Raw genomic sequence first — 14,715 nt, forward strand, 5'->3', positions numbered from 1 at the left:
CACGCCTCCAATACCAGGGAGGAATGCATGGCAGGGCTTCTCGCTCTATCCAGGACCATTGATCGCGCGAACGAATTCATCGGCAAATGGGTATCGTGGCTGATCCTGCTGGCGATCCTGGTCAGCGCCGCCAACGCCATCATCCGCAAGGTGTTCGACATATCCTCGAACGCGTGGCTCGAGTTGCAGTGGTATCTGTTCGGAGCCGCCTTCATGCTGGCAGCCGCCTACACATTGAAGCAGAACGAACATATCCGCATCGATGTCGTCTACGGCCTGTTCTCGCGCCGCGTGCAGCACTGGATCGACCTGCTCGGCCACATCCTCTTCCTGATGCCGTTCGTGACGCTGATGGTGATCTATTTCGTTCCCTATGTGTCGCTGTCGTTTCGCAGCGGCGAGATGTCCAACAACTCCGGCGGGCTGATCATCTGGCCGGCCAAGGCCATCCTGCTCGTCGGCTTTTTCCTGCTCGCGCTGCAGGGCATTTCCGAGATCATCAAGAAGATCGCCATCATGCGCGGCGACATGGACGACCCCAATCCGTTCATATCGGCCCATGAGCAGGCCGAACTCGAAGCCAAGGCCTTGGCCGACGAGGTGCGCTCATGATGGAGTTCATCGCCCAGAACATGGCGCCGATCATGTTCGCCTCGCTGATCATCTTCCTGCTGATCGGCTACCCCGTCGCCTTTTCGCTGGCCGCCAACGGGCTGATGTTCTTCTTCATCGGCGTGCTGCTCTCGCCCTATTCCGGTGGATCGATCAACCTCGCCTGGCCGCTTCTGCACGCGCTGCCGGATAATTTCTATGGCAGCCGGGTGATGTCGAACGACACGCTGCTGGCCATTCCGTTCTTTACCTTCATGGGCATCGTGCTGGAACGATCGGGCATGGCCGAAGACCTGCTCGACACGATCGGCCAGTTGTTCGGGCCGGTCCGCGGCGGCCTTGCCTATGCGGTGATCTTCGTCGGCGCGCTGCTGGCCGCAACCACCGGCGTGGTGGCCGCTTCCGTCATCGCCATGGGCCTGATCTCGCTGCCGATCATGCTGCGCTACGGCTACGACCGCCGGGTGGCGTCCGGCGTCATCGCGGCGTCGGGTACGCTGGCACAGATCATCCCGCCATCGCTGGTGCTGATCGTGCTCGCCGACCAGCTCGGCCGTTCGGTCGGCGACATGTATGCGGGCGCGCTGATCCCGGGCCTCGTGCTCACCGGCCTCTACATGCTCTACATCCTGATCATGTCGGTCATCCGGCCACATTCGATGCCGGCGCTGCCGCTCGAAGCACGCACGCTCGGCCACGGCGTCCTGTCGCTGCTGGCGGCGCTGCTGGCGACGGTGGTGGTGTCCTACGTGGCGTACCGCTATCTCGTGCCGGCGCATGGCGACAACGCCGACATCCTCGGCGCCAGCGCCGGCGTGCTCTTCATCTATGTCGTGGCAATTGCCGACAAGCGCCTGAACATCAACATGATGTCACGGCTGGCACAGCAGGTGGTCATCGTGCTGATCCCGCCGCTGGCGCTGATCTTCCTGGTGCTTGGCACCATCTTCCTCGGCATCGCCACGCCGACCGAAGGCGGCGCCATGGGCAGTGTCGGCGCATTGGCCATGGCGGCGGCAAAGGGGCGGCTGTCGCTGGACGTGATCAAGCAGGCATTGACCTCGACAACGCGGCTGTCGTCCTTCGTGCTGTTCATCCTGATCGGCGCGCGGGTGTTCTCGCTCACCTTCTACGGCGTCAACGGCCACATCTGGGTCGAGCATCTCCTGACGTCCTTGCCGGGCGGCGAGGTCGGCTTCCTGATCGGAGTCAACCTGCTGGTCTTCTTCCTCGCCTTCTTCCTCGATTTCTTCGAACTCGCCTTCATCATCGTGCCGCTGCTGGCGCCGGCCGCCGACAAGCTCGGCATCGACCTGATCTGGTTCGGCGTGCTTCTGGGCGTCAACATGCAGACCAGCTTCATGCACCCGCCCTTCGGCTTCGCGCTGTTCTACCTGCGCTCGGTGGCTGCCCGCGTGCCCTATCTCGACCGCCTCACCGGCAAGCAGATCGCGCCGGTCACCACCGGCCAGATCTATTGGGGCGCGGTTCCCTTCGTCTGCATCCAGGTCATCATGATCGGGCTGACCATCGCATTCCCGCAGATGGTGATGCACTACAAGGGCACAACCGTCGATCCGGGCACCATCGACTACAAGGTGCCGGAGGTGCCCGGCCTGTCGCCACTCGGCACACCACCCGCCGGCGGCGGCACGGCGCCGGCCGCTCCCGCCGCTCCCGCCGCCCCCGACCTGTCGCAGCCGCCGAGCTTTGGCGACACGCCGCCTGCCCAGCCGGCGGCACCGCAGCCGGACCTGTCGCAACCACCAAGCTTCAACTGAAACCGGCATGGCGGCGATCATGAAAGCGGTGCGGCTTGAAGCGGTGGGCAGCATCGCGCTGCGCGAGGTCGACAAGCCTGACATCGGGCCGGATGAACTTCTGGTACGCGTCGAGGCCTGCGGCGTCTGCGGCACCGACCGGCATCTGTTCCACGGCGAATTTCCGTGCACGCCGCCGGTGACGCCCGGGCATGAGTTCGCCGGCATCGTCGAAGCGATCGGAACGTCCGTCTCGGGCTTTGCCGTCGGCGACCGCGTCACCAGCGACCCCAACATCGCCTGCGGGCGTTGTGCGCATTGTCATGCCGGGCGGGTCAATCTGTGCAGCAATCTGCGCGCCATCGGCATCCATCGCGATGGCGGCTTTGCCGAATATCTCGCCTTGCCGCAGAAACAGGCTTTCGTCCTGCCTGCCAGCCTGAAGCCTACCCATGGCGCCTTCTGCGAGCCGCTCGGCTGCTGCCTGCATGGTGTCGACCTTGCCGAAATCGGGCCGGGCAGCTCGGTGGTTGTGCTTGGCGGCGGCGTGATTGGCCTGCTCACGGTGCAACTGGCGCGACTGGCCGGGGCCAAGACCATCATCCTGTCGACAAGACAAGCCTCGCGGCGCGCGCTCGCCGGGGACCTCGGTGCCACGGCGACGGTCGTGCCATCGCCGGGCCAGCGGGGCTGGCGCCCGGTGGCGTCGACGTCGTCTTCGAATGCGCCGGCGTGCGGGAAACCGTCGAGCAGTCGATGCGGCTGGCCCGGGCCGGCGGCACGATCGTCATCGTCGGCGTGACGCCGCAAGGCATGAAAGCGGAATTTGAACCCTTCGACCTGCTGTTCCGGGAACTCAGGGTGCTGGGCTCCTTCCTCAATCCCTACACTCATCGCCGCGCGGCCGAGCTTATCGCGTCGGGTGCGATCGAAATCGACCGGCTGATTTCCAGGCAGGTGCCGCTCGAGGACGCGCCAGGGGTGATCGCCAATCCACCGGCTCCGGGCGAGGTCAAGGTGCTGGTGGTGCCCAGCCTGAAGTGAAAGACCCCGGGCGAACCGGCCCGGGGTCTTTTTACCGAATGCAACGGACGGTCTACAGTTTGCCGTTGCGCTGCTGGACCATCATGAAGGTGTCATAGTTGTACTCGGCCACCTGCGCCCAGAGATAATGCTCCTTGCGGAAGCCCTTGATCGATTCCCAGATCTTCTTGAACGGCGCGTTGGAGGCTTCCATTTCTGCGTAGACCTCGTTGGCCTTTTCGAAGCAGGCGGCCATGATGTCCTGGCTGAACGGGCGCAGCTTGGCGCCGCCGGCCACCAGCCGCTTCACCGCTGCCGGGTTCAAATAATCGTATTTCTGCAGCATGTTGGCGTCGGCCGCCTGGGCGGCGGTGCGCAGCAGCGACTTGTAGGCCGGCGAAAGCTCTTCGTATTTCGCCTTGTTGAACATAAGGTGGACGGTCGGGCCGCCTTCCCACCAGCCGGGATAATAGTAGTAGGGCGCGACCTTGTAGAAGCCGAGCTTCTCGTCGTCATAGGGGCCGACCCATTCGGCGGCGTCGATGGTGCCTTTTTCCAGCGCCGGATAGATGTCGCCGCCGGCGATCTGCTGCGGCACGACACCGAGCTTCTGCACCACCTTGCCAGCAAAGCCGCCGATTCGCATCTTGAGGCCGGAAAGGTCGGCGACGGTGTTGATCTCCTTGCGGAACCAGCCGCCCATCTGCACGCCGGTGTTGCCGCCCGGCAGGCCGAAAAGGCCCTGCGTGGCGAGAAACTCGTTGAACAGGTCGATGCCGCCGCCATGGTAGTGCCAGGCATTCATGCCGCGCGCGTTGAGCGAGAAGGGAACCGCCGCGCCGAGCGCCCATGTCGGGTCCTTGCCCCAGTAATAATATGCCACCGTGTGGCAGGCCTCGACAGTGCCGGCCGTGGTGGCGTCGGCGGCCTGCAGGCCCGGCACGAGTTCACCAGCGGCGAAGACCTGGATCTGGAAGTTGCCGTCGGTGGCTTCCGACAGCATCTTGGAGAACACCTCGGCGCCGCCATAGATGGTGTCTAGCGACTTCGGAAAGGACGACGCCAGCCGCCATGTCACCTTGGGATTGGACTGGGCTATTGCCGGCGCGGCAAGCGTTGCGGCCGCGGCGCCGACGCCGGTGACACCGGCCTTGCGAATGAATGAACGACGATCCATGAAGTTCCTCCCTTTTGGACCAACAGACCGACGTTCGGGAATCCTCGGCTCCCCGTATCGGTTCGCTCGAACAATACACAGGCGAAAAGTCGAGTCCAGCGCGGTGGCCGGATTTGATGGCGAAGCCACGTGGCCCTGCAACTATAGTCTAACAGACCGGTTCGTGGTCCATGCGACACGCAGAAACTTGCCATGGAAAAATATCCAGGGATGGCCTATTTTGGAGGCAGGACATTCCTTGCCCAGATGGAAAACAGAGCCAAAATGCACCAGCCGCTCGTCGCCATATCGACCGACGTCCGTCAGTTCGACAACTACACTTGGCATGCCGCCCCGCAGCAATATCTGGAGGCGGCGATAGCAGGCGCCGGCGTATTCCCGGTGCTGGTGCCATCATTCGGCGACAGGCTCGACTTCGACGAACTTTTGTCGTCGGTCGATGGCGTCATGGTCACCGGCTCGAAATCCAATGTGCACCCCTCGCTCTATGGCGGCGATGCCAGCGAGGCCAACGGCCCCTATGACCCGGCGCGCGATGCCACCACGCTGCCGCTGATCCGCAAGGCGGTTGAGCGCGGCGTGCCGCTGCTCGCCATCTGCCGCGGCATCCAGGAGATGAACGTGGCGCTGGGTGGAACGCTGGCCACCGAAATCCATGAGCGTGATGGCTCGCTCGACCATCGCGCGCCGGCAAGCGACAATCAGGACGAACGTTTCGGCATCCGCCAGAAGGTGACGATCGCACCTGGAAGCTGTCTGGCGGGTGTGTTCGGTGCCGGTGACATTTTGGTCAACTCGGTGCATCGCCAGGCCGTCGACCGGCTCGGCCCCAACCTGCAGATCGAGGCCGTCGCCACCGACGGCACGGTGGAAGCGGTGTCGGTGAAGGACGCTCGCGCCTTCGCCGTCGGCGTCCAGTGGCATCCGGAATACTGGGTCAAGTCGGACGGCAACTCGGCCAAGATCTTCCGCGCCTTCGGCGATGCGGTGCGCCTGCACGCGGCGGCGAGATCCGGCGCGCGCGCCGCGGCGGAATAATCAGTCGCCAGGCCTCAAATCACCGGTGGCCGCAAGCGACAGCAACGGCGTGGCCGGCGCATAGGATTCATAACCGTCACCATCCGCAACCGAGAAGGTGACGATCGGATCGATGCCGTTGGCGCTGAAGGCGACCGTGCCGTCCTGTTTCTCCTGCCAGAACTTTGCCCGCTCGATGCCCGGCAAGAGCCGACGGCAGGTCGAGGCGACGGTGAGCAGGGACAGGCCATCCGAAATTGCGGCGCCGCGACTGATCGCGCAGACCGCCTCGTCACCATTGGCGACCAGCCTGTAGTTGCTGGGCGGCGCGACCTCGTCGGCGGCACTTTCACCACTGCCGTCGTGAAACAGCTGAACGCCGCCGAACAGCGTGGTGGCGGCAATCAATGCTGAAAGCGCTTTCATCATGTTCATCCAGGCACACTGACAGGATGAAGAATGATTTCAAAGGGTTAAACTGACGTTAATAAATGTGGCAGCCCGCCACTCAGCTTCGTGCCCTGACATACACTGTCTCGGGCACCGGCGTCAGCGGCCGGCGCTCGGTGAACCAGGAGACCAGATTGTCGACGCACAGATCGGCCATGGCACGGCGGGTGTGGTCGGAAGCTGAGCCAACATGCGGCAACAGCGAGGCGTTCGGCGCGTCGAGCAGCGCCTTGGGCACGTTCGGCTCGTCGGCAAAGACATCGAGGCCGGCGGCGGCGATGGTGCCGTTGGCAAGTGCTGCCGCAAGTGCTGCCTCATCGACCGTGCTGCCGCGGCCGATGTTGACGAAGACGCCGTTCGGGCCAAGCGCCGACAGGATTTCGGCATTGACCGCCTTCTCCGTCGAGGCGCCGCCGGGCGCTACCGAAATCAGCGTATCGACCGCTTCGGCGAGAGCCTTCAGCGTCGGGTGGTACTGGTAGGAAAGACCGTCGACCTTACGCCGGTTGTGGTAGGAGACCGGCAGTCCGAACGCTTCCAGCCGGCGGGCTATGGCTTGCCCGATGCGGCCCATGCCGAAAATACCGGCCTTGCGGCCACGCAAGGTCAGCCGGCTCAGCGGATAGTTGCCCTTGCGCAGCCAACTGCCGTCACGCAGCCAGGTCTCGGCACGCGGCAGGTCACGGACGGTGTTGATCAGCAGCCCGATCGCGGTGTCGGCGACCTCCTCGGTCAGCACGTCAGGCGTGTTGGTGACCATGATGTTTTTCGCGGCCGCATGGCCGACATCGACCGAATCGTAGCCGACCCCGAAGGAGGCGATGAGTTCGAGATTGGGCAGCGCATCCATCATCGCCGCGCTGATACCGGCGAACGAGGCAATGCCACGCACGCCACGACGCATCTCGTCGGTGACCAGCGCCGGATCGGCGCGCTCGATCCTGATGCATTTGAACGTTCGGTCGATGCGCTCGACCGCGTGGTCGCTGAAGTCGCGCGGCACCAATATGGTGATCGCTTGCAGCTGTTCGGCCTTGGTCATGCGCGCTCCACCGGCTTGCCGGTCGACTGGCGCACATGCAGTTCCGGCTTGATCAATTCCTGCGAGGGCCGCACCGTCTGCCCGTTGAGCTTGTCGAGCAGCGCGCTGGCGGCGCGGCGACCAACCTCGCGCTGGCCGTTCCAGACGGTGGTCAGCGCCGGCGTCGCGATGGCCGCCTCTTCGAGATCGTCATAGCCGGTGACGGAGATATCTATGCCCGGCACCAGCCCGGCGCGCGCGATGCCGTTCATCAGGCCAATGGCGACGAGGTCGTTCCAGCAGCAGGCCGCCGTCGGCTTGTCCTTCAGCGCCAGGAACTGCCCGGCTGCCTCGAAGCCCGCCTGCTTGGTGCGCGGGCCAGCAATGCGCCAGGACGGCCTGACTTCAAGCCCGGCCGCCTCCATGGCGTTGAGGTAGCCCTGGTAGCGGTCGCGGCCGGTCGACGTCTGGTCGGTGCCGCCGATCATGGCGATGCGCTTGTGACCGAGCGAGATCAGGTGGTTGGTGGCGAGCGCGGTGCCGTAGGCATCATCGCCGCGGAAGACCGGCACGTCGGCGCCCTCGACGGTGCGCGCGATCAGCACCGCCGGCAGGCCGTTCTCCTCGGCCATCAGAATGTCGGAAGCCGGCGTGCCGATGGCCGGCGACATGATGACGCCGTCGGCGCCAAGTTGCAGCAGCGTATCGATGAAGGTGCGCTGCTTCTCGAGCTGATCGTAGTGATTGGACAGGATGAAGGTCTGCCGGCTGCGGTCGAGCTCGCTCTCGATCGAGCGCAGGATCTCGGCGAAGAACGGGTTCATGATGTCGTGGACGACGACACCGACGATGCCCGAACGCGATGTGCGCAGACTGGCGGCGCGACGGTTGTAGATATAGCCGATGGCGCGGGCATGTTCCTTGATGCGGTCGCGGGTGCTGCCCGCGACCAGCGGGCTGTCGCGCAGCGCCAGCGAAACCGTGGCCGTGGACACGCCAAGCGCATCCGCGATCGTCGAGAGCTTGATCTTCTGTGCCAGCGCCTGGTGCTCCCCAATCGATTTAAACTGTTTAAAGGCGGCCTTATGCCATCGATCGGGAGCAAATCAAAGTTTTTTTGCCAGCGCTTCCGCCTCGACATCCGAGGCAGCGCGGCTGCGTAGCCGAAGCCGATGCTCGCGATGGACGATGTAAAGGCCGCTGGCGACGATGATGACGGCGCCGACCAATGTCCAGCGGTCGGGAAACTGCTTGAAGACGATCCAGCCCGAAATGATCATCCACACCATCTGCGAATATGGATAGGGCGCCAACGCCGTGGTCGTCGCCAGCCGATAAGCCTGGACCAGCAGCCAGTGGCCGACGGCGCCGAATACGCCGAGCATGAGCAGCACGAACCAATGCCAGCCATCATGCGGCAGGGCGAATGAAAATGGCAGGAGGGGCAAAAGCAGCAGCGCCGGGGCGAGCGCCGAGAACAGGATGAGGCTTTCCGAGGTCTCGGTCGCCGACATGCGGCGCGTCATGATGACGTAGAAGCAGTTCGACAGCATCGAACCGAGCGCGAAGAGGTGCCCGACACCGAAAACACCTACGCCTGGCCGGGTGATGATGAGAACCCCGGCGAAGGCAGCCAGGATCGCCAGCCAACGCCGCCAGCCGGCCCATTCGCCCAGCAGTGGACCGGCAAGTGCCGTGATCACCATCGGCCCGAAGAAATAGATCGACGTCGTCTCCGCCAGTTGCAGGGACCGCAGAGCCAGGACGTTGAAGATGGTCGAGCCGAACAGGAACAGGCCGCGCAGGACATGTGCCGGCAGGCTGCCCGGGCGAAACCGCGCCGGCTCGCGCCAGCCGCGCAGGAGCGCGCCAACCAGCACCACATGCACGGCAAAGCGCACCCAGGCGACGATCAGCACCGACACGCCGGCAAGGACGAGATATTTGCTGCTGGTGTCGAGGAAGGTGAAGCAGACATAGGTGGAAAGCATGCACAGGATCGCCACCGGCGGCGTCGCGCTTTCGACATATCTTTGGGGAGCACTCACTTGCAGGCCGGGGAAAAGCTGGGCTGGAGCCCACCTTTGCGGGAATTGTCGCTTGCCGGCAAGCCAATTGTCGCCCGCTGCCACGCCAAAGCCGGCTGGTACAACAATAGAGGCCGGCAGGCTTAGTCCAAGCTTTCCACGCTAGGCATGCATGCGGGCGCCCTTGGTGATCTTGTCGACCACCTTCTTCTCTGTGCGGAGCGCAATGCCGACCACCTTGGCGTCTTCAGGCGCGAATTCGGCAAAGACGGCGCGGTTGGCCGCGTCAAAGCCGGTCGAGAACATCTCCTCGACATAGAGCGATGTCGTCACACCGCGCTCCAGCGTGCGCCGGTGGATCGTGCCCAGCGTCGCCTGGTCGGCCGACAGCACGATGACCGGCTGGATCGACAGCGGATTGTAGTGGTTGCCGACGCGGTCGCGATAGGGCTCGCCGATGATGTCCGGAAACTGGGCGATGATGCCGCTGGTCAGGAAAGCGGTGACGTTGAGTTTCTGCCAGACCGGCAGATCCTCCCTGAGCACGATTGCAAACTTGGTATCGAACATGTGACATTGACCATTCGAGGTTGCGCCCCGATTTCGAGGCTGAAGGAGACGATGTCGCACGATGTAGGCAGCCAGGCCTTCGAGGGTCTTGGACGTTTGTGCGTTGATGCGGCGGAAAACTGCATCATCTCCGCCCCCGATCCTGCCGGCATGGAGAGGATCGAGGCACGGTTCCATGGCAGCGCCTTCGAGTTGCATCGCCACGACACCTATGCGATCGGGGTGACGTTGCATGGCGTGCAGACATTTCGCTATCTCGGCGCAATACGCCACAGCCTGCCTGGCCAGATCATCGTGCTGCATCCTGACGAGCTACACGATGGCGGCGCCGGCACCGAGGACGGCCTGCGCTACAGGATGCTCTACCTGGAGCCGTCGCTGATGCTCGACTGCCTTAGTGGTGCATCACTGCCGTTCGTCCGGGACGGCGTGGTGACGGACGGCGCCTTCTGCACAACACTGCTTTCGGCGCTGGGGCCGCTGGAACAGGAACTCGATGAGTTGTTCGTTGCCGACTTCCTCGCCCAACTGATGCAAAGCCTGACCCGGCACGCCGGCCAGCCGGCCAAGCCGATCGCGAGGACGGCGTGGCGGGCGGCGACGCTTGCGCGTGACTATCTCGCGGAAAACTTCGCCCGTCCCGTGCATTCCGGCGAATTGGAGGCGATCACCGGGCTCGACCGCTATGCCTTGTCACGGCATTTCCGCGCCGCCTTCTCGACCAGCCCGCATCGCTTCCTGGTGATGCGCCGGCTTCAGCGCGCGCGGCGGATGATCGCCACCGGCGAACCATTGGCGCAGATCGCCATCGAGGCCGGCTTCAGCGACCAGAGCCACTTTATCAGGCAATTCAAGAAGGCGTTCGGCATGACGCCGGGACGCTGGTCGTCGCTGATCCATGGATCCGCCGCGGTGGCGGCCTGATCGTTGCGCCGGGATATCAGCCGATCATTCGTCCGACTCGGCGTCGTCGTCGATCAACACCAGTTCCTCGTTCGAGAGGTTGGCCTCGATGCGGGCAAGCAGCTTGAACAGTGCCTTTTGGTCCTTTTTGTCGAGGCCCTTCAGCGCCTGCTTTTCGGTCTTCTTCACCGATTTCTCGATGGCGTGGATAATGTCGCGGCCGGTGTCGGTGAGGAAGATATGCGCCTGGCGAGCATCGGCCGACGAGGCGCGCTTTTCCAGGAAACCCTGGGCCTGCAGCCGGTTGATGGTCTTGGTGATGGTCGGCGGGCGCACGCCGAGACGGCCAGCGAGATTGCCCGGCGTCTGGCCGTCTTCACGGTCGAGCGCCAGCATGATCTGATCCTGGCCGGCATAAAAACCGTGCGCCAGAAGCCGCGCCGCCAGCGCGGTTCTTGCCAGCCTTGCCGCCGAATGCAGCCGGCTCATTGTCGCAGTCTTGTCCGCCTTGGCCATGGTCATCCCTCTTCGGCCGTACCGGTGCGGGCAGCATAGAAGCTGCCGGCCGGTTGGCAATCGACGATAAAAAGAATCCGGCGTCCCAAACAGCTTTGCCGGCAAGCATTGCGGTGTCCGCCGTGGCTAATGCCAGATGATTATTTCAGTTAGATGACAAACGAGTTTCGTGGCCGGAGTTTTCGCCGCAGGCGAAGTTCCGGAGCGGACCGCTCATCCGGGCTTCACCGCAATGATCATCAGCGCCTGATAGGCATCCGCCACTTCGCGCAGCGCCGCCTGCGACCGCGGTCCGGCCTGCCTGGCGATGCCGTCGCTGGCGTTCGACGTATCACGCTTGCCGGGCCGGTCATTGTAGGGCGCGACGGTGGCGAAGATCTGCTCGCTGAGACTGTCGGGGAAAAACAACTGGCCGGTCATCACCGAACTGTCATCCGGGAAGACCTTGAAGTGGATGTGGGTGGTGCGGCCCCGATACCAGCCGGGATAGATGGTGGCGAAGGAAACGATGCCGCTGGCGTCGGTCCTTTGCCAGCCACGCAGGAAGGCCTGGCCCGACGTGTCGGCATCCCTGCCGTCGCCTTGTCCCGGGTAGCCCGAATAGGCGCCTTGCGCGTCGCAATGCCAGATGTCGACACGGGCGCCGGCAAGCGGGCGGCAGGCCGCGTCGACGACCTGCAGCCTGACGGTGAGGGCGATGCCCTTCTTGCCCTCGGTAACATCGGCACGTTCGAGCTTCGGATCGAAATAGAACGGTCCCTCGGTCACCTCAGGCGTAATGGTGCAGACGCCGGCGCCGGTTTCGAACAGGGCCAATCCGGCATAGGGCGAAGACTGGGCGGCCACTGCGGCGGCCGGCAGGAAGGCACCACCGCCGGCGGTCACCGCGATGAGGCCTAGCGCCTTGCGCCGGCTCAGCAGGAAAGAGGATGGCTTACCGGACATATCGTGCCTCTCGAATTGGCTGCGCATTGCCTCCCGTGTCCTGATCCAGGTTGTGACAGCCGCTGTCGCCAATGAAAATCAGGCAATGGCGGCAAGCCTGTTTGGCCCATCGGTTTGCCTCGTGCAAAAGAGCGGCACACATCCTATATGGAGCCGACAATCCCTTTTCGACGGCCGGATTTTTCGAGGCCCAAATTCTTCGAGGCAGCCATGAGCGACGCACAGACGCAGATTCCCGTAACCGTTCTCACCGGCTATCTCGGCGCCGGCAAGACGACCCTGCTCAACCGCATCCTGTCGGAAAACCACGGCAAGCGCTACGCCGTCATCGTCAATGAATTCGGCGAAATCGGCATCGACAATGACCTGATCGTGGAATCCGACGAGGAAATCTACGAGATGAACAATGGCTGCGTCTGCTGCACGGTGCGCGGCGACCTGATCCGTGTGGTCGAGGGCCTGATGCGCCGGCCGGGCCGCTTCGACGCCATCGTGGTGGAAACGACCGGTCTCGCCGATCCGGTGCCGGTGGCGCAGACCTTCTTCATGGACGACGACGTGCGCTCCAAGACCAGGCTCGACGCGGTGGTGGCGCTGGTCGACGCCAAGCATCTGCCGCTGCGGCTCAAGGATTCCAAGGAAGCCGAGGACCAGATCGCCTTCGCCGACGTCGTCGTGCTCAACAAGACCGACCTCGTCACCCCCGAAGAGCTCGCCAAGGTCGAAGCGACGATCCGCGCCATCAACCCGGCGGCGAAGATCCACCGCACTACCCGAGCCGGCGTCGCCCTGTCGGAAGTGCTAGACCGCGGCGCCTTCGACCTGTCCAGGGCGCTGGAAAACGATCCGCATTTCCTCGAAGCGCATGACGATCATCATGATCATGATCATGATCACGACCACCATCACCATCATGACGGGCATGACCATCACGATCACGCGCATCCTTCCGACATCCATGACGTGACCGTGCAGTCGGTATCGCTGCGCGGCGGCGAGATGGACCCGAAGAAATTCTTCCCGTGGATCGAGAAGATCACCCAGATGGAAGGCCCGAACATCCTGCGGCTGAAGGGTATCATCGCGCTCAAGGGCGACGACGAGCGCTATGTCATCCAAGGCGTGCACATGATCATCGAGGGCGACCACCAGCGTGCCTGGAAGGACGGCGAGAAACATGAGAGCCGGCTGGTATTCATCGGCCGCGAACTCGACGCCGAGCGGCTGAAGAAGAGTTTCGACGCCTGCCAGGTTGGCTGACCGCAACCAATGCCGCGTTTGCTCGATCTCGCCGATGATTTTCTGATCATCGGAGACGTTATCCGGCTTTGCGACAATTACGATCTCGGGCCGGGCTCCGGCCCAGTCGATCTGCTGATCTTCGATCCCCGCGAAGACGATACCGGGCTCGGTCTGATGGTGGCATCCGGTTACAAGGCAGGTCTGGTCTTCGCGGTGCTGCCCGAGGAAAGCCGGTTCGAGAAAAAACCTGGACTTTCGAAAGCCTGGCTGATCGAAAACTGGGACAAATGGTTCGTCTTCACCTATCAAGGCGGCCCGGTTCCGATCGAGGGAACCGTCATCCTGCGCTGGAACGAACGAATGACTGTTGAAACTCGCCATGCCGACCGTCGCCCCGCTTGATCTCGAAGGGCATTGCGTCGCCGCTGTCTTCCTCGGCGACGTGCCGCATTTCGCGCTGGCCGACGGTGCCGTCCATCGGCTCGACCATGGCCACAAGACAATTCAGGCCAATGACGGGCTGCTCGCCGCCTTCCATGACGCGGCCAGTGACCGGCTGATCACCGGCGGCGAGGACGGCAAGGTGTTTGCCGTTACTGCAGGCGGCAATGCCGCCGAGTTGGCAAGCGCCGGCAAGAAATGGGTCACCAGCGTCGCCGCCGGGCCGCAGGGCGCCATCGCCTATGCGACGGGCAAGACGGCCTTCGTGCGCTTCGCCGACGGCAAGACCCGGGAATTCGTCCATCCGCGCTCGGTCGAGGGGCTGGCCTTCTCGCCCAAGGGCATGCGCTTCGGCGTTGCCCGCTACAATGGCGCGACGCTGCATTTCCCCGCCGCCGAGGGCAAGCCGGTCGAACTCGAATGGGCGGGCGCCCACACCGGCATCACCTTCTCGCCCGACGGCGCCTTCCTCGTCACCACGATGCAGGAAAACGCCTTGCATGGCTGGAAGCTCGCCGACGGCAAGCACATGCGCATGACCGGCTATCCCGGCAAGGTCAAGAGCCTGTCGTGGAGCGTGAAAGGCAAGTGGCTGGCGAGTTCCGGTGCACCGGCGGCGATCGTCTGGCCGTTCTCAGGCAAGGACGGGCCAATGGGCAAGGCGCCGCTGGAACTTGGCACGCGCGGCAATGCCATGGTGACCGCGGTCGCCTGCCACCCGAGCCAGGATGTCGTCGCCGTCGGCTATGACGACGGCATGGTGATGGCGGTGCGTTTTGCCGACGCCAAGGAAGTGCTGTTGCGGCGACCGGGCAAGGGCGCCATCACCTCGATGATGTGGGACAAGGAAGAACGCCGCGTCGCCTTCGGCAGTGCCGCCGGCGACTGCGGCGTCATCGACATTTCAGCCTGAAACCCCGCGCCATCGGGGTCAAACGCGACACCATGCTTGCGCGCTGCCCGTCTTGAGCGCATCCTTTTTCCGTTGGACAAGCTTCCGATGGGAGGAGA

At 63.8% G+C, this 14,715-nt stretch carries 15 protein-coding genes and 1 pseudogene; 8 read left to right on the top strand and 8 right to left on the bottom strand.

What is annotated here, in order from left to right; genetic code table 11:
* Positions 1 to 27 precede the first annotated feature (27 nt).
* The 3 genes and pseudogenes from AC56QQ_RS00475 (at position 28) to AC56QQ_RS00485 (ending at position 3,416) form a co-directional block, all read left to right on the top strand.
* Positions 28 to 612, top strand: a complete 585-nt coding sequence (locus tag AC56QQ_RS00475) for a TRAP transporter small permease subunit (RefSeq protein WP_256749208.1) — start codon at positions 28 to 30, stop codon at positions 610 to 612.
* Entirely contained in the window at positions 612 to 2,393 is a 1,782-nt protein-coding gene (locus tag AC56QQ_RS00480; protein ID WP_497129251.1) for a TRAP transporter large permease, read from the top strand. Before AC56QQ_RS00475 ends, AC56QQ_RS00480 begins: the two co-directional genes overlap by 1 nt.
* 19 nt (positions 2,394 to 2,412) lie before the next feature.
* Positions 2,413 to 3,416: pseudogene (locus AC56QQ_RS00485) on the top strand (zinc-dependent alcohol dehydrogenase family protein).
* Positions 3,417 to 3,468: 52 nt separating this feature from the next.
* Here AC56QQ_RS00485 and AC56QQ_RS00490 read toward each other — a convergent pair.
* A complete protein-coding gene (locus tag AC56QQ_RS00490) occupies positions 3,469 to 4,572 on the bottom strand; it encodes a TRAP transporter substrate-binding protein (RefSeq protein ID WP_497125124.1) in 1,104 nt (367 codons plus the stop codon).
* Between the two features lie 264 nt (positions 4,573 to 4,836).
* Here AC56QQ_RS00490 and AC56QQ_RS00495 point away from each other — a divergent pair, with 264 nt between their 5' ends.
* Positions 4,837 to 5,610 carry a gamma-glutamyl-gamma-aminobutyrate hydrolase family protein gene (locus AC56QQ_RS00495; protein ID WP_497125125.1) on the top strand — a complete coding sequence of 258 codons (774 nt, stop codon included), beginning with the start codon at positions 4,837 to 4,839 and terminating at the stop codon, positions 5,608 to 5,610.
* On the opposite strand, the gene AC56QQ_RS00500 is transcribed toward AC56QQ_RS00495, so the two are convergent.
* The 5 genes from AC56QQ_RS00500 to AC56QQ_RS00520 all read right to left on the bottom strand — a co-directional run bounded on the left by AC56QQ_RS00500 (position 5,611) and on the right by AC56QQ_RS00520 (position 9,657).
* Positions 5,611 to 6,015 (bottom strand): hypothetical protein, encoded by a 405-nt coding sequence (locus tag AC56QQ_RS00500; RefSeq protein WP_497125126.1) that lies wholly within the window; start codon positions 6,013 to 6,015, stop codon positions 5,611 to 5,613. It lies immediately after the preceding gene.
* A gap of 82 nt (positions 6,016 to 6,097) precedes the next feature.
* Positions 6,098 to 7,081, bottom strand: a complete 984-nt coding sequence (locus tag AC56QQ_RS00505) for a 2-hydroxyacid dehydrogenase (protein WP_497125128.1) — start codon at positions 7,079 to 7,081, stop codon at positions 6,098 to 6,100.
* A complete protein-coding gene (locus AC56QQ_RS00510; RefSeq protein WP_091580953.1) occupies positions 7,078 to 8,100 on the bottom strand; it encodes a LacI family DNA-binding transcriptional regulator in 1,023 nt (340 codons plus the stop codon). Before AC56QQ_RS00510 ends, AC56QQ_RS00505 begins: the two co-directional genes overlap by 4 nt.
* A 66-nt stretch (positions 8,101 to 8,166) precedes the next feature.
* Complete coding sequence (locus AC56QQ_RS00515) at positions 8,167 to 9,051, bottom strand: DMT family transporter (RefSeq protein WP_497129253.1); 885 nt, start codon at positions 9,049 to 9,051, stop codon at positions 8,167 to 8,169.
* Between the two features lie 198 nt (positions 9,052 to 9,249).
* Entirely contained in the window at positions 9,250 to 9,657 is a 408-nt protein-coding gene (locus AC56QQ_RS00520) for a DUF2000 family protein (RefSeq protein WP_497125129.1), read from the bottom strand.
* A gap of 51 nt (positions 9,658 to 9,708) precedes the next feature.
* Between AC56QQ_RS00520 and AC56QQ_RS00525 the strand changes: the two genes are divergently transcribed.
* Positions 9,709 to 10,581 (top strand): AraC family transcriptional regulator, encoded by an 873-nt coding sequence (locus AC56QQ_RS00525; protein ID WP_497125131.1) that lies wholly within the window; start codon positions 9,709 to 9,711, stop codon positions 10,579 to 10,581.
* A 24-nt stretch (positions 10,582 to 10,605) separates the two neighbouring features.
* On the opposite strand, the gene AC56QQ_RS00530 is transcribed toward AC56QQ_RS00525, so the two are convergent.
* Together AC56QQ_RS00530 and AC56QQ_RS00535 are read right to left on the bottom strand one after the other, a co-directional pair.
* Positions 10,606 to 11,076 carry a MarR family winged helix-turn-helix transcriptional regulator gene (locus tag AC56QQ_RS00530; RefSeq protein WP_032921461.1) on the bottom strand — a complete coding sequence of 157 codons (471 nt, stop codon included), beginning with the start codon at positions 11,074 to 11,076 and terminating at the stop codon, positions 10,606 to 10,608.
* 213 nt (positions 11,077 to 11,289) lie between these two features.
* Positions 11,290 to 12,021 (bottom strand): intradiol ring-cleavage dioxygenase, encoded by a 732-nt coding sequence (locus AC56QQ_RS00535; protein ID WP_497125132.1) that lies wholly within the window; start codon positions 12,019 to 12,021, stop codon positions 11,290 to 11,292.
* Positions 12,022 to 12,231: 210 nt separating this feature from the next.
* On the opposite strand from AC56QQ_RS00535, the gene AC56QQ_RS00540 reads away from it, so the two are divergent.
* From AC56QQ_RS00540 to AC56QQ_RS00550, 3 genes are read left to right on the top strand one after another with little or no spacing between them, the layout of a single operon-like run.
* Positions 12,232 to 13,281, top strand: coding sequence for a CobW family GTP-binding protein (locus tag AC56QQ_RS00540; protein ID WP_497125133.1), 1,050 nt, complete (start codon positions 12,232 to 12,234; stop codon positions 13,279 to 13,281).
* A gap of 9 nt (positions 13,282 to 13,290) precedes the next feature.
* A complete protein-coding gene (gene imm45 / locus AC56QQ_RS00545; RefSeq protein ID WP_489859031.1) occupies positions 13,291 to 13,665 on the top strand; it encodes an Imm45 family immunity protein in 375 nt (124 codons plus the stop codon).
* The gene (locus AC56QQ_RS00550; RefSeq protein ID WP_497125134.1) at positions 13,643 to 14,617 is read left to right on the top strand and encodes a WD40 repeat domain-containing protein; all 975 of its coding nucleotides are present in this window, start codon (positions 13,643 to 13,645) and stop codon (positions 14,615 to 14,617) included. Before imm45 ends, AC56QQ_RS00550 begins: the two co-directional genes overlap by 23 nt.
* Positions 14,618 to 14,715 lie beyond the last annotated feature (98 nt).

It is taken from the genome of Mesorhizobium sp. RCAM 05099, assembly GCF_059683685.1.

Coding starts and splice junctions, on each gene's coding strand:
- AC56QQ_RS00475 (WP_256749208.1), top strand. CDS start 28: ATGGCAGGGCTTCTCGCTCTATCCAGGACCATTGATCGCGCGAACGAA.
- AC56QQ_RS00480 (WP_497129251.1), top strand. CDS start 612: ATGGAGTTCATCGCCCAGAACATGGCGCCGATCATGTTCGCCTCGCTG.
- AC56QQ_RS00490 (WP_497125124.1), bottom strand. CDS start 4,572: ATGGATCGTCGTTCATTCATTCGCAAGGCCGGTGTCACCGGCGTCGGC.
- AC56QQ_RS00495 (WP_497125125.1), top strand. CDS start 4,837: ATGCACCAGCCGCTCGTCGCCATATCGACCGACGTCCGTCAGTTCGAC.
- AC56QQ_RS00500 (WP_497125126.1), bottom strand. CDS start 6,015: ATGAAAGCGCTTTCAGCATTGATTGCCGCCACCACGCTGTTCGGCGGC.
- AC56QQ_RS00505 (WP_497125128.1), bottom strand. CDS start 7,081: ATGACCAAGGCCGAACAGCTGCAAGCGATCACCATATTGGTGCCGCGC.
- AC56QQ_RS00515 (WP_497129253.1), bottom strand. CDS start 9,051: ATGCTTTCCACCTATGTCTGCTTCACCTTCCTCGACACCAGCAGCAAA.
- AC56QQ_RS00520 (WP_497125129.1), bottom strand. CDS start 9,657: ATGTTCGATACCAAGTTTGCAATCGTGCTCAGGGAGGATCTGCCGGTC.
- AC56QQ_RS00525 (WP_497125131.1), top strand. CDS start 9,709: ATGTCGCACGATGTAGGCAGCCAGGCCTTCGAGGGTCTTGGACGTTTG.
- AC56QQ_RS00530 (WP_032921461.1), bottom strand. CDS start 11,076: ATGGCCAAGGCGGACAAGACTGCGACAATGAGCCGGCTGCATTCGGCG.
- AC56QQ_RS00535 (WP_497125132.1), bottom strand. CDS start 12,021: ATGTCCGGTAAGCCATCCTCTTTCCTGCTGAGCCGGCGCAAGGCGCTA.
- AC56QQ_RS00540 (WP_497125133.1), top strand. CDS start 12,232: ATGAGCGACGCACAGACGCAGATTCCCGTAACCGTTCTCACCGGCTAT.
- imm45 (WP_489859031.1), top strand. CDS start 13,291: ATGCCGCGTTTGCTCGATCTCGCCGATGATTTTCTGATCATCGGAGAC.
- AC56QQ_RS00550 (WP_497125134.1), top strand. CDS start 13,643: ATGCCGACCGTCGCCCCGCTTGATCTCGAAGGGCATTGCGTCGCCGCT.